Below are 14,005 nucleotides of genomic sequence, written 5' to 3'. Positions count from 1 at the left end.
TGAGGTAAAGGTGTCTACATTAAATTTAAAAGGTATATTTTCTTGTAGTAAGGAAGACCAATACATGATGTTATCTGCATGTAATAATTTGTTAAAAAAACTACCTACTAAGTTAAGAATAGCATGGTCTTTAAAAAATTTACCAGCTCAACATGTTTTGTCTTCTAGTTTTGGAATTCAGTCAATTGTATCTTTGCATTTAATCATTCAGCAATGTCCTAATATTCCTATTATATTAATTGATACTGGATATTTATTTCCAGAAACTTATCGATTTATTGATCAATTAATTATAAAATTTAATTTAAACTTGAAAGTTTTTCGTTCTACATTATCTCCGGCTTGGCAGGAAGCTCGCTATGGAAAATTATGGAAAAAAGGTATCGATGGTATTAATTTTTATAATGTAATGAATAAAGTACATCCAATGAAAGTAGCTTTTAAAAAATTATCAGTAAGTACGTGGTTTTCAGGTTTAAGAAGAACGCAATCCATTAGTCGAAAAAATTTACCTTATCTTGAAATACATTCAAATGTTTTAAAGGTTTTACCTATATTAGATTGGAGTGATCAAGATATATTTGATTATATTAAAAATAATCATTTAGATTTTCACCCTCTTTTGAAGCAAGGATATTCTTCCGTTGGGGATATTCATACTACATTTTGTAAATCGAACGGAATTTCAGAAGAAGAAACTCGTTTTTTTGGTTTAAAAAGAGAATGCGGTCTACATGATGATTAATACAAAATAACATCTATTTTTTTTTTCTTTTTTTTTGATATTTATAATGATTTTATATATTTTAAAGGTGTTTGTGAATTATCTCCCAATTTCTATAAATTTAAAATCGCGACCAGTTTTGGTTGTTGGTGGTGGCGAAGTTGCATTTAGAAAGGTTTTTTTATTATTACGTACTGGCGCTATAATAAATATTGTAGCTTTTGAATTATGTAACGATTTATATATTTTATATAAACAAAAAAAAATTTTTTGGATTAGTAAAAATTTTCATACCAATCAATTGCAAAAAATTTTTTTTGTTATCGTAGCTACAAGTGATAATATTTTAAATAATTATATCTTTCAGCAAGCTAATCGTAGATATTTATTAGTTAATGTTGTTGATGATATATCAAAATGTTCAATTATTTTTCCTGCTATTGTTGATCGTAATCCTATTAAAATATCTATATCTTCAGGAGGATCTGCTCCTGTTTTATGTTGTATGTTAAGACAAAAGATAGAATCTATGTTACCACATAATTTTGGAGATATTGCTATTGTATCTCAGCAATGGAGGAAGAAAATACAGAAAAAGTTTCATAATATTTCTATTCAAAGAAAATTTTGGTACAAGTTATTTAATAGTATTTTTGTAAATCACATATTAAATGGAAATACTGAAACTGCGGTTCAAATTTTAAAAAAAACATTTCATAAGGATTATGAATATCAAGGTCAAGTAGTATTAGTTGGAGCAGGTCCTGGAGATAAAGATTTATTAACTTTAAAAGGATTACAAGCATTACAGGTAGCGGATATAATTTTATACGATTCATTAGTTAATAAAGATATTTTAGATTTTGCCCGCCGTGACTCTAAACTTGTTTTTGTAGGAAAAAGTCTAGATGTTGCGGGTGGTATTACACAAAATCAAATTAATTGTATGTTAATTTCTTTAGCTCGAAAAGGGAAAAAAGTAGTTAGATTAAAAGGTGGTGATGGTTTTATTTTTGGTCGTGGGGGAGAGGAATTAGAAGCTTTAAAAGATGCTGGTGTTGTTTTTCAAGTTATCCCCGGTATTACTGCTGCTATTGGTGTTGCTGCATATTCTGGTATTCCATTAACTCATCGGTTATATTCAAGTAGTGTAACTTTTATTACAGGACATGTAATTAATAAGGGTAATATTGATTGGAAAGCATTATCTAAAAATCAAGATACTATAGTAATTTATATGGGTAAAATGAATATAAATAATATATATAATAATTTTATTTTATATAAAAAATCAATGTCTACACCAATAGCATTTATTGAAAAAGGTACTACCTTTCAGCAAAAAATTTTGATTGGAAAGTTAAAAAATATGCTTATATTATCAAAAGAGATATCTAGTCCATCATTATTGATTGTTGGTAATGTAGTCAATTTACATAAAAAATGTATGTGGTTTCATAATAAATAATGTGATTTAAACGATTTATTTTTTGTTAGATATTACACATGATAGGAAAATAAAATGATATTAAAATGCTCTACGCATTTAAAACAATTAGAATCAGAAAGTATTTATATTTTTCGTGAGGTAGTTGCGGAGTTTCAAAATCCCGTGATGTTATATTCCATAGGAAAAGATTCTTCAGTAATGTTACATCTTGCCAAAAAAGCTTTTTATCCTGCTCGATTTCCCTTTCCTTTATTACATGTTGATACTGGATGGAAGTTTCGTGAAATGTATGATTTTCGTAATCAAGTTGTAAATAATTTACAAGCTAATTTAATTGTACATGTAAATAAACAGGGTTTATCTTTAGGAATTAATCCGTTATCAAATGATATTGGAAAATATACTGATATTATGAAAACAGAAAGTTTAAAACAAGCTATTGAAAAATATAATTTTGATGCAGCATTTGGTGGAGCAAGACGTGATGAAGAAAAGTCTCGAGCTAAAGAGCGTATTTATTCTTTTCGAGATTCGTTTCATCGTTGGGATCCTAAAAAACAAAGACCGGAATTATGGAATAATTATAATGGTAATATTAATTCTGGCGAAAGCATGAGGGTTTTTCCTTTATCGAATTGGACTGAATTAGATGTTTGGCAATATATTTTTATTGAAAATATTGAAATTGTACCATTATATTTTTCGAGTTTACGACCAGTTTTAGAAAGAAAAAATAATTTATTAATGATTGATGATAATAGAATATCTTTAGAAGAAAATGAACAAATTGAATATAAAATGATTAGATTTCGTACTTTAGGTTGTTGGCCTTTAACAAATGCAATTGAATCAGAAGCACAAACTATTCCTGAAATTATAGAAGAAATTCTCATTTCTAATACGAGCGAACGTTCTGGAAGAACAATCGATTATGACCAAAATAGTTCTATGGAATCAAAGAAAAAACAAGGGTATTTTTAAGCAATAGGTGCAATATGAATCATATTATGAAAGAAAAAAATAGTAATAAAATTAATTTTCAGAAATGGTGGTCCTTACAACAAAAAAAAAGTTTATTAAGATTTTTAACATGTGGTAATGTAGATGATGGTAAAAGTACTTTAATTGGTAGATTATTATATGAGATTAACGAAGTATATGTCGATCAGTTATTATCATTAAATAACAATCTTAAATTTGATTACAATCAAAAAGAATTGATTGATTTTTCTTTGTTAGTTGATGGATTACAAGCAGAGAGAGAACAGGGTATTACTATTGATGTTGCGTATCGATATTTTTCAACTAATACAAAGAAATTCATTATTGCAGATAGTCCAGGTCATAAACAGTATACTCGTAATATGGCAACTGCTGCATCTCATTCTGATGTTTCTGTAATTTTAATTGATGCCCAAAAAGGATTAACTAATCAAACTTGTAGACATAGTTTGATTTCGTCTATGTTAGGAATTAAATATTTTATTATTGCAATTAATAAAATGGATTTAGTAAATTTTAAAGAAAATATTTTTCAGAAAATTAAAAGCAATTTTTTAATTTTTTCTAAAAACTTACCAGTGATACCTAAAATATATTTTGTTCCAATTTCTGCATTATTAGGAGATAATATAATTAATATTAGTAATAATATGCCTTGGTATACTGGAAAAACATTAATTAATACATTAGAAGGTATTGATATTTTTTCTGGATATAATGAAAAAGATTTAATTTTTCCTATTCAATATGTGAATCGTTTAGATAAAAAGGATCGTTTTTATTGTGGTACTTTATTATCTGGTAAATTATTTGTTGGAAAGAAAATTAAAACATTATTTACTCAGTCATATTCTAAAATTTCAAAAATTATTACTTTTGATAGTGATTTACAAACAGTAGATGAATATCTTCCTATTTCGTTAGTTTTAGAAGATGATATTGATTTAAGTAGAGGAGACATATTAATTGATCCATCAGCAAAATTTATTACTTCTCGATCTGCATTATTAAATATTATTTGGATGTCTGAAAACCCATTATTTTTAAATCAAAAATATAAAATTAAAATATTAGGGAAAATTACTACTATTATTATAAAAAATATTTTTTATGAGATTAATGCTGATACTTTAAAACAAAATACTACTAGTCAATTATCTTTAAATTCTATTGGTTTAATAGAAATTATTTTTGAAGAACCTATATTTATTAATTCTTATTATCTCCATAAATATTTAGGTGGAATAATTTTTATTGATATTTTAACTAATATGACAGTTGGAGCAGGTATGGTAAAAAAATGTAATTATCATCTTGCATCAAAAAAAAATAATTACTATAATTCATTTGAATTAGAATTAAATAAATTAATTTGTAAATTTTTTCCTGATTGGAATGTTAAAAATATTAACAATTAATTAGAGCATATTTTTATGAGCTGTAATATTAATAATATTTACGTTACATGGAGTAACTCATTAATTACGTCAACTGAACGTGAAAAATTGTATGGTCATAAATCTATATTATTATGGTTTACAGGATTATCTGGATCAGGAAAATCTACTATTGCTAAATTATTAGAGCGCAGTTTATATAAAATAGGTATAAAAACATTTTTATTAGATGGAGATAATATTAGGAAGGGTATTTCTTCTGATCTTGATTTTAGTAATAAAGGTCGTACAGAAAATATAAGAAGAATTGCGGAGATTGCCAAACTTATGATGGAAGCTGGTTTATTTGTAATTTCTGCTTGTATTTCTCCGTTTCAAACAGATCGTGAAAAAGTTAGACATATGATACAAAAAAATCGTTTTTTAGAGATATTTGTAAATACTCCGATTTATCTTTGTAAAAAAAGAGATCCAAAAGGTTTATATAAAAAAGTAGTTAATTTTAAAATTAAAAATTTTACCGGTATAGATTCTGCATATGAAATACCTAAGAATCCAGATATTATATTAGATGGTATACAATCTCCTGATTGTTCTGTTCAGAAAGTATTAGATTTTTTATTATCTAAAAAATTCATAGTATTTTAAAAGTAATTATTTAAAGTATAAGTATTTTATTTTTTATTTTATATATTATATTTGATTTTTTATGTTTTAAGGGAATATGTTATATCGTTGATAAATATTAATTATTTAAAATATTATTTATTTCCATTAATTAGTTTTTAATTTTTCTTAATATTAAAATATTATCGTATAGGGTATTTTTTTAATTGTTACTTATTATATTTTTAACTACACCGGTTTAAACATTTTTAGGTAATAAACATTTGATATTTCGGTGTAGTATTTGATTGTTTTTATTTTAAGAGTTTTATTTTTTTTAAATATAGTATTTATTTTTTTATTGATTTAATGTCAAAAAATGGAGCATTAAATTTTCCTAGTTTTTCTTCAATTCTAATTAGTTGATTATATTTACATAATCTGTCTGATCGACTCATAGATCCAGTTTTTATTTGTCCTGATGCTGTACCTACAGCTAAATCAGCAATAGAACTATCTTCTGTTTCTCCTGACCGATGAGATATAATTACTGAATATTTTGCTTTTTTTGCCATTTTAATTGCAGATAATGTTTCTGTTAATGTTCCAATTTGATTCAATTTAATTAATATAGAATTTCCTATTCCTTTTTCAATTCCCTCCTGAAGTTTTTTAGTATTGGTTACAAATAAATCGTCTCCTACTATTTGGATATTTTTCCCTAATAATTGAGTTTGATATAAAAATCCACTCCAATCTTTTTCACTTTGTCCATCTTCTATAGAAGTAATTGGGTATTTCAATGTTAAATCTTTTATAAAATGACTAAATTCTTTTGAATTAAAAGATTTCTTTTCACTTTTTAAACAGTATTGTTTATTATTTGGATTATATAATTCAGATGCTGCGCAATCTATTGCAAATGTAATATCTTTTTCTAATTCATATTTAGAATGTTCAATTGCTTCCTTTAACAAGATTAATGCAGATTCATTTGATGGTAAATTTGGAGCGTATCCACCTTCATCTCCAACAGATGTGCTCATATTTCTTTGTTTTATAATTTTTCCTAATATATGAAATATTTCGCAACCCATTTGAATTGCTTTTTTAATTGATTTTGCACCAATGGGTTGTATCATAAATTCTTGTATATCAATATTATTATTTGAATGACTTCCTCCATTTATGACATTAATCATTGGTAATGGCATAGAAAATTCTTTTGGGGTATTATTTAATTCTGCAATATATTCATATAATGGTATTTTTTTAGATATTGCAGCCGCTTTTGCGGTTGCCATTGATACAGCTAAAATAGAATTTGCACCTAGATAATTTTTATTATTAGTACCATCGAGTTTTAACATAATTTGATCAATTTCAAATTGATTCATTGCATCTTTATTTTTTAATTTTGAAAATATTTGGTTTTTAATCATTGATATTGATTTTAATACACCTTTTCCAAAAAATCGATTTTTATCATAATCTCGAAGTTCAATTGCTTCTTTTGAGCCAGTAGATGCTCCAGATGGGCAAGAAAATAATCCAATTGATCCATCTTTTAATTCTACTTCTGCTTCTACTGTTGGATTGCCTCTAGAATCAATTATTTCTCTTGCGGTAATTTTTTTAATTTTTGACATTTTTTTTCCTAAAATATAATATTTTTAAAATATGTACTTATTTTATTGATAATATTCAAATTATGTATTCCAATTTTCTTTGAGTGTTACAGTACGGTGAAAAATGATTTTTTTATTAGAACAAAAATTTTTATCGATACAAAAGTATCCTATTCTTTCAAATTGATAAAATTTTATCATTAGATTTTTAGTTATTGATTTATGAATCAAGCCATATTTTATAATTTTCGATTGTTGATTAATATATGATAATATATTTTTTTTTATATCAGGATTTTTAATATTAAATATATGATTATATAATCTAAATTCAGCTTGCATAGTATTTTTTTTTGAAATCCAATGAATGATTCCATATTTTTTATAATTTATTTTATTTATTATTTGATAGGTACAAAAAATTTTTTTGATATTTTGATTTTTATCTTTTTGTATATATTGAGCTGTAATAAAACAGGAATATTTTAATTTTACTGTTCCGCCTAAAACTAATCTTTTATATTTATTATTTCCTTTTTCTTGAAAATCTGATTTTTCAATGTATATTTCATTAGTAAAATGTATTTTTCTTTTTCCAAATTGTAAATTTTTTGGATGATTTAATATATTAATTTTTTGTTCATAATTTTTTGGAAGATTATATATAATGACCTTTATAGGATTTAATATAGCCATTGTACGATAAGCTATTTGATTTAACTCTTTTCTAATACAAGATTCTAATATTTGCATTTCTATTAAATTATTTTGTTTTGTTATTCCAATTTTATTGCAAAAATTTTTTATTGCTGTTGGTGTATATCCTCTTTTTCTTAAGCCTGAAAGAGTTGGCATGCGAGGATCATTCCAATCTTTTACGATATTATTATCAATTAGTATTTGTAATTTTCTTTTTGAAAGCACTGAATATTCTAAGTTTAATCTAGAATATTCGTGTTGAGTTGGATGATGTTTAATATTAATGTTATCTAATATCCAATTATATAATTTTTTATTATCTTGAAATTCTAATGTACATAAAGAATGAGTAATACCTTCTATTGCATCTGAAATACAATGAGCAAAATCATATGTTGGATAAATACACCATTTATTTTTTGTTTGATGATGTTTTTTAAATTTAATTCTATATAATACAGGATCTCTCATTATTATGCATGCAGAGTTCATATTAATTTTAGCTCTTAGACAAGCTTGACCTTCTTTTATTTTTCCTTCTTTCATATCCTGGAATAATATTAGATTTTTTTCAATTGTTTGATTTCTATAAGGGCTATTGATGCCCCCTTTTTCTAATGTTCCTCGATATTTTCGAATTTCTAATTGATTTAATTGATCTACATATGCTAATTTTTTTTTAATTAATTCAATTGCATATTCATACATTTTTTGAAAATATTGAGAAGCATATTTTGTTTCTTTATACCATTGATATCCTAACCATTGAATATCTCTTTTAATCGAATGAATATATTTTATATTTTCTTTAATAGGATTAGTATCATCAAATCGTAAGTTGCATTTTCCGTTATAATTTTTTGCAATTTCAAAATTAAGAAAGATTGACTTAGCATGACCGATATGGAGATATCCATTTGGTTCAGGAGGGAAACGAGTATGTATTGGTGAATTATGATTATGTAAAAATTTTTGAATTATTTTATCTATGAATCCAATATTTATTTTTTTTTTATGATATTTCATTTGATTTAATTAACTATTTTTGGTTATAATTATGTTTTAAGTGTTTATGATAAAAATATATTAATATATATTTTAATTAAAAAGTAGTAAAATTATATTTATATAAAATATTTTTTAAAAAGTTGTTGACGAAAATGTAGTTAACAATCATAATTTATATATAGGCTACGTAGCTCAGTTGGTTAGAGCACAGCACTCATAACGCTGGGGTCATGGGTTCAATTCCCTTCGTAGCCATAAAAGCGGGAGTGGCGAAATAGGTAGACGCACCAGATTTAGGTTCTGGCGCCTTTTAGGTTTGCGAGTTCAAATCTCGCCTCCCGTATTTAAAATTTTATATTTGGGGTATAGCCAAGAGGTAAGGCACCGGTTTTTGATACCGGCATCCCTGGTTCGAATCCAGGTACCCCAGAAAAAATATTTTTAATATTAATTTTCTTTTCTTATATTCGATAAATCTATTAGAACAATATTATCTAAAATGTAGGTATTTTTAAATTGTATAATTTAAAATAATTTTTATGAAATTTGATCAATTAAAAAAAAATGCAGCGTTTTCTGTGTTAGATTATATTTCTTATAATTCAATTATTGGTATTGGTTCTGGATCAACTGTATTATATTTTATTAAAGCGTTAAGTAATATCAAGAAAAATATTTTTGGTGTAGTTTCAAGTTCTAATGATACTACAATAATTTTAAAAAAATATGGTATTAAAGTTTTTGATCTCAATACAATTCCTTCTTTAATGATATATATAGATAGTGCAGATGAAATAAATTATGATATGCAAATGATTAAAGGTGGAGGTGCTGCTTTAACTAAAGAAAAAATTCTTGCATCATCTGCTAGACAATTTATTTGTATAATTGATAAATCTAAAAAGGTTAATATTTTAGGATCTTTTCCGTTACCGTTAGAAGTTATACCTTTTTCATATTCTTATATATGTCAAGAAATTATTAAACTAGGGGGTATTCCAAAATATCGGAAAGGAGTTGTAACGGATAATGGAAATATTATAATAGATGTACATAATTTGAATTTAAATAATCCTGTTATGATAGAAAAATATATTAATTCCTTATCGGGAGTAGTAACGGTGGGATTATTTGCTTCTAGAACAGCAGATGTAGCTTTAATTGGGACGTATTCTGGTATTAAATTAATGAATTAATTTTTTATAATAAATTGTTCAAATGTTTAAAGATACTTGATATTTATGGAATCATTTTTAAATTTTTTAATAAATTAATTATAAATTTTTATATTTTAATTGAAATAACGCAATTGCTGTTATGCTTGCAGTTTCTGATTTTAATATTTTTTCTCCTAAAGAGATATTAATAAAATTATTTTTGATTGCATATTCGATTTCTTGTAAGGTAAAACCTGATTTTGGACCTATTAGCAATTCAATATTTTTATATTTTTTTTTTATTTCATGTAATTGAATTTGTGAGTTAGGATGAAAAATAATTTTTGTTTTATTTTTTGTATTATTAGATATTTGGACATATTTTTCCATACTAGTTATTTGATTAATTTTAGGTAGGATATTTCTTTTACATTGTATACATGCTGTAATTGCTACTTGTTTCCATTGTTTAATTTTTTTGGAAATATGATATTTTGAAGTAATTTTTATATTAGATTTATTTGATATTATTGGAGTAATTTCATTCACTCCTAATTCAGTTGCTTTTTGGATAATAAATTTCATTATTTCATAATTGTATATTACCTGAATTAAATGTATGTAAATTTTTTTCGGATATTTAATATTTTTTTTGGATAAGATTTTTATAAGCATTTTTTTATTAAAAATTTTTATGACACTTCCGTAATATATTGTATTTGTATTATTAAATATTTCTATTATTTCATATAGTTTAATTCGTAGCACGTTTACACAGTAGTGATACATTTCATTTAATATTAGATATTCATTATTGATTTTTATTTTTTTTTCAAAAAAAATTCTTGGGATTTTTTTGTTCATTTGGAGTGAATTATTTTTTTTATAGAATTTGATGAATTATTTTCTTTGATTATTTATATTTTTAATATTTTATTATTTTCATTTATTTATAATATTTAATAAAAATTTATTAAATATTATAAATAAATGAAAATAATTTTTGCATCCGGAAGGATTTGAACCTCCGACCGCTCGGTTCGTAGCCGAGTGCTCTATCCTACTGAGCTACGGATGCGATTTTTATTTTTATACAGTGAGAGAGGGATTCGAACCCTCGATACATAATTATTGTATACTCCCTTAGCAGGGGAGCGCCTTAAGCCACTCGGCCATCTCACTAATATGATTTTTTTAATAAATAAAATTTTATTTATAAAGTTTTCAATATATTGTAATTGTATTTTTAAAATATATCAATATTATTTTTTATTAACAATTAATAATATATTTTAAATATATATTTATGAATATATATGTATTTTTTTTTTATGTGTTTTAAATTGTTTATATTTATATTTTTCGTTTTTGATTTGTTGATAAATTTCTTCACGATGGACTGAAACTTTTTGTGGAGCATTGACACCAATTCGAACTTGATTACCTTTAACTCCGAGTACTGTGACAGTTATCTCATTTCCAATAATGAGCGTTTCTCCAACTCTACGAGTTAAAATAAGCATTCTCTCTTCCCTGAAGTATTAAAATATGCATGGTCCATTTTTTGGTGTTTTTTTTTGACAATTTCAAAATTATATTTAATTTTAAATAATACGATGCATGATAATGTATTTATATAATTAATTATAGTTTTAATTATTTATTGAAATATTTACTCCTAGGGTTATATTTTTAGTTCAATCCATTTTTTAATATAATTTATGAGTTGATCTAAATTATTAATATTTTCAGTAATACATTCTGCTATTTCAGCTTTTCCTCCTCCCGACCCGTTAGCGTATTTTTTAATAATTTCGATAATTTTATTGGATTGTATTATATTAGTTAAATTATTAGTTACTCCTACCATAAAAATATTTTTGCTTATTTTTTTATAAAATAAAATAATTATTCCAGTATGTATTTTGTTTTTTAATTGATCTATCATATTTTTTAATAATTTTCTATCCTTGATTTTAATTTCGCTATTTAAAAAATTAATTTTTTTTATTTGTATTATTTTATTTATTAATTCTTTTGTTTGAATTGCAATAATATTTTTATTTAATTGTTTATTTGATTGTTCTAGATTTTTATAGTTTATAATTAATTTTTTGATTTTTGGAATAATAGATTCGTGGTTAGATTTTAGAATTTTATTAATATTAATATTTTTTTTATATTGATTATAAATATGTTTTAATGCTTTTTTTCCTGTAACAGCTTCTATTCGACGTATCCCTCTTGAAATACTTTTTTCGTATATAATTTTAAATAATCCAATGTTTCCTGTATTATGAGCATGTGTTCCCTTGCATAATTCTTTTGAAATATTTCCTATTTTTAATGTTCGTACTATAGAATTATATGTTTTATTTTGAAAAAAAATATAACCTTGATTCTTAGCTTCTTCAAAATTTAGATGGTCATCACAAATATTAATGTTTTTTTGAATATTTTTATTAATTAATTTTTCTATACAAAATATTTCTTTTATACTAATTTCTTGATTGTAAGAAAAATCAAATCTTAAGTATTTTTCACTAATATATGATCCTTTTTGGATAATATTTTTTTTTAGTATTTTATTTAATGCATGTTGTAATAAGTGTGTAGCAGAATGATTATTTTGAATTAATTTTCGTTTTTTTTCGTCAATGTGGGCAGTTACAAGATCATTTATTTCTAATGAACCTATTTTTATTTGACCAATATGTATAATAGTAGTTGCATAGTTTTGTGTATTCTGTACATGAAAGAGAGATTTTGAATTGTAAATAATTCCACTGTCTCCAATTTGTCCACCAGATTCTCCATAAAATGGACTACGATCTAATATAATTATTCCTTTTTCTTCTGGAAGTATTTTGTTTACTGCTTGTTGATTAACGAAAATCTGTTTTACAATACAAGTAATTTTATTGTGATTGTATCCTTTAAAAGTAGAAGTATATGTATTTTGAATGACGTTGGGAAGATTTTTGATTTTGTTTTTATTTTGTTTGGATTGTCTTTTTTTTTTATTTATTTCATTCTTGAGTTCATTTATGTTGATATTAATTTGATATTCTTTACAAATATCTTGGGTTAAATCTATTGGGAACCCTATTGTATCATATAGGTAAAATACAGTCTTTCCATCTAGTTGATGATTTTTTATTTTTTTTATCTCAGATTTTAATAATTTTAGTCCTGTTTGTAGTGTTTTTGTAAACTGTAATTCTTCTTTTTTTAAGATATTTTTAATATTATTTTGTTGGAATCTTATTTTTTCTCCAAATATTTTTATACATTTTATTACATCAGGTACTATTTTATAAAAAAATGGATTTTTTATGCCCAGTTTTTCACCATGTCTTAATGCTCTTCGAATAATACGTCTTAATACATAACCTCGATGTTCATTATCAGGTAATATATTTTCTTGTATAATAAAAACTGATGCTCTAATGTGATCTGAAATGACATTTAATGATTTTGTATGTTTGATTTTTTTTAAGTTATTAATTTTTAAAATTGATTTTTTTAATTCTTTAAAGATATCTATTTCATAATTTGAATTTACATTTTGTAAAATAGAAGCAATTCTCTCTAATCCCATGCCGGTATCGACAGAAAATATAGGTAAAGGAATTATTTTATTTTGATTAATTCTGTTAAATTGTATAAAAACGATATTCCAGATTTCTATATATTTTTTTTTATCTTTTAAATGGGATATTTTGAATATATCATTAGATTTTTTAAAAAATATTTCAGTACATGGTCCACAAGGTCCTGTTTCTCCCATTTGCCAAAAATTATCTGATACATAAGGATTATTTGGTGTATTTCCTATCAGAATAATATTTTCTACAGATAATCCAATTAAATTTTTCCATATATTATATGATTCATTATCGTCTTGATAAACGGTTACTAAAATTTTTTCTTTAGGTAAATTAAACCAATTTCTATCGGTTAATAATTTCCATGCGTATAAAATTGCTTCTTTTTTAAAATAATCTCCAAAACTAAAATTACCTAGCATCTCAAAAAAAGTATGGTGATATTGACTGTATCCTACTTGTTCCAGGTCATTGTGCTTTCCTCCTGTTCGTAAACATTTTTGAACAGTTGCTACTTTTTGAAATTGATATTTCTCTTTTCCTAAAAATATATTTTGAAATTGGTTCATACCAGCATTAGTAAACAATAAATTAGAATTTTTTTGAGGAATTAAAGAACTACTTTCTATTATTTTATGATTATTTTCTTTAAAAAAATCTAGAAACATTTTACGAATTTTTTTAGTTGTATATTGCATATATTTCCTGAATCAGGTTAAATATTAT

Annotated in this window: 11 protein-coding genes and 5 tRNA genes; 9 read left to right on the top strand and 7 right to left on the bottom strand. The window is 24.2% G+C overall.

The features are described from left to right. Positions 1 to 10 precede the first annotated feature (10 nt). The 5 genes from AB4W55_RS01490 (at position 11) to cysC (ending at position 5,221) form a co-directional block, all read left to right on the top strand. Positions 11 to 745 (top strand): phosphoadenylyl-sulfate reductase, encoded by a 735-nt coding sequence (locus AB4W55_RS01490; RefSeq protein ID WP_367672291.1) that lies wholly within the window; start codon positions 11 to 13, stop codon positions 743 to 745. 73 nt (positions 746 to 818) lie between these two features. Next, positions 819 to 2,192 carry a siroheme synthase CysG gene (gene cysG / locus AB4W55_RS01485; RefSeq protein ID WP_367672290.1) on the top strand — a complete coding sequence of 458 codons (1,374 nt, stop codon included), beginning with the start codon at positions 819 to 821 and terminating at the stop codon, positions 2,190 to 2,192. 54 nt (positions 2,193 to 2,246) lie between these two features. After that, the gene (gene cysD / locus AB4W55_RS01480; protein ID WP_367672288.1) at positions 2,247 to 3,155 is read left to right on the top strand and encodes a sulfate adenylyltransferase subunit CysD; all 909 of its coding nucleotides are present in this window, start codon (positions 2,247 to 2,249) and stop codon (positions 3,153 to 3,155) included. A 14-nt stretch (positions 3,156 to 3,169) separates the two neighbouring features. Continuing rightward, entirely contained in the window at positions 3,170 to 4,594 is a 1,425-nt protein-coding gene (locus AB4W55_RS01475; protein WP_367672286.1) for a GTP-binding protein, read from the top strand. A 15-nt stretch (positions 4,595 to 4,609) separates the two neighbouring features. After that, positions 4,610 to 5,221, top strand: coding sequence for an adenylyl-sulfate kinase (cysC, locus tag AB4W55_RS01470; protein WP_367672285.1), 612 nt, complete (start codon positions 4,610 to 4,612; stop codon positions 5,219 to 5,221). A 308-nt stretch (positions 5,222 to 5,529) separates the two neighbouring features. On the opposite strand, the gene eno is transcribed toward cysC, so the two are convergent. Beyond that, on the bottom strand, positions 5,530 to 6,828 hold the full coding sequence (eno, locus tag AB4W55_RS01465; protein ID WP_367672284.1) for a phosphopyruvate hydratase: 1,299 nt from the start codon (positions 6,826 to 6,828) through the stop codon (positions 5,530 to 5,532). Between the two features lie 60 nt (positions 6,829 to 6,888). Further along, positions 6,889 to 8,532, bottom strand: coding sequence for a glutamine--tRNA ligase (gene glnS / locus AB4W55_RS01460; protein ID WP_367672282.1), 1,644 nt, complete (start codon positions 8,530 to 8,532; stop codon positions 6,889 to 6,891). A 163-nt stretch (positions 8,533 to 8,695) separates the two neighbouring features. On the opposite strand from glnS, the gene AB4W55_RS01455 reads away from it, so the two are divergent. The 4 genes from AB4W55_RS01455 (at position 8,696) to rpiA (ending at position 9,710) form a co-directional block, all read left to right on the top strand. Next, positions 8,696 to 8,769: transfer RNA gene (locus AB4W55_RS01455), tRNA-Met, on the top strand. 5 nt (positions 8,770 to 8,774) lie between these two features. Further along, a tRNA-Leu gene (locus tag AB4W55_RS01450) sits at positions 8,775 to 8,857 on the top strand. A gap of 16 nt (positions 8,858 to 8,873) precedes the next feature. Beyond that, positions 8,874 to 8,944 (top strand) — tRNA-Gln (locus AB4W55_RS01445). Positions 8,945 to 9,053: 109 nt separating this feature from the next. Beyond that, on the top strand, positions 9,054 to 9,710 hold the full coding sequence (gene rpiA, locus AB4W55_RS01440) for a ribose-5-phosphate isomerase RpiA (RefSeq protein WP_367672280.1): 657 nt from the start codon (positions 9,054 to 9,056) through the stop codon (positions 9,708 to 9,710). Positions 9,711 to 9,788: 78 nt separating this feature from the next. On the opposite strand, the gene AB4W55_RS01435 is transcribed toward rpiA, so the two are convergent. The 5 genes from AB4W55_RS01435 to alaS all read right to left on the bottom strand — a co-directional run bounded on the left by AB4W55_RS01435 (position 9,789) and on the right by alaS (position 13,977). Continuing rightward, a complete protein-coding gene (locus AB4W55_RS01435; protein WP_367672278.1) occupies positions 9,789 to 10,535 on the bottom strand; it encodes a 16S rRNA (uracil(1498)-N(3))-methyltransferase in 747 nt (248 codons plus the stop codon). A 140-nt stretch (positions 10,536 to 10,675) separates the two neighbouring features. Continuing rightward, a tRNA-Arg gene (locus AB4W55_RS01430) sits at positions 10,676 to 10,749 on the bottom strand. 16 nt (positions 10,750 to 10,765) lie between these two features. After that, a tRNA-Ser gene (locus AB4W55_RS01425) sits at positions 10,766 to 10,853 on the bottom strand. A gap of 122 nt (positions 10,854 to 10,975) precedes the next feature. Further along, a complete protein-coding gene (gene csrA / locus AB4W55_RS01420; RefSeq protein ID WP_367672277.1) occupies positions 10,976 to 11,194 on the bottom strand; it encodes a carbon storage regulator CsrA in 219 nt (72 codons plus the stop codon). A gap of 161 nt (positions 11,195 to 11,355) precedes the next feature. Beyond that, positions 11,356 to 13,977, bottom strand: coding sequence for an alanine--tRNA ligase (gene alaS / locus AB4W55_RS01415; RefSeq protein WP_367672275.1), 2,622 nt, complete (start codon positions 13,975 to 13,977; stop codon positions 11,356 to 11,358). Between the last annotated feature and the right edge of the window lie 28 nt (positions 13,978 to 14,005).

This window comes from Buchnera aphidicola (Symydobius americanus) (genome assembly GCF_964059135.1).
GTDB classification, from domain to species: Bacteria; Pseudomonadota; Gammaproteobacteria; order Enterobacterales; family Enterobacteriaceae; genus Buchnera_L; species Buchnera_L aphidicola_AJ.
The sequence above is the reverse complement of the archived record's forward strand: the minus strand, read 5'-3'. Positions and strand labels throughout refer to the sequence as shown.

Coding starts and splice junctions, on each gene's coding strand:
- cysC (WP_367672285.1), top strand. CDS start 4,610: ATGAGCTGTAATATTAATAATATTTACGTTACATGGAGTAACTCATTA.
- eno (WP_367672284.1), bottom strand. CDS start 6,828: ATGTCAAAAATTAAAAAAATTACCGCAAGAGAAATAATTGATTCTAGA.
- glnS (WP_367672282.1), bottom strand. CDS start 8,532: ATGAAATATCATAAAAAAAAAATAAATATTGGATTCATAGATAAAATA.
- rpiA (WP_367672280.1), top strand. CDS start 9,054: ATGAAATTTGATCAATTAAAAAAAAATGCAGCGTTTTCTGTGTTAGAT.
- cysD (WP_367672288.1), top strand. CDS start 2,247: ATGATATTAAAATGCTCTACGCATTTAAAACAATTAGAATCAGAAAGT.
- alaS (WP_367672275.1), bottom strand. CDS start 13,977: ATGCAATATACAACTAAAAAAATTCGTAAAATGTTTCTAGATTTTTTT.
- AB4W55_RS01475 (WP_367672286.1), top strand. CDS start 3,170: ATGAATCATATTATGAAAGAAAAAAATAGTAATAAAATTAATTTTCAG.
- AB4W55_RS01435 (WP_367672278.1), bottom strand. CDS start 10,535: ATGAACAAAAAAATCCCAAGAATTTTTTTTGAAAAAAAAATAAAAATC.
- csrA (WP_367672277.1), bottom strand. CDS start 11,194: ATGCTTATTTTAACTCGTAGAGTTGGAGAAACGCTCATTATTGGAAAT.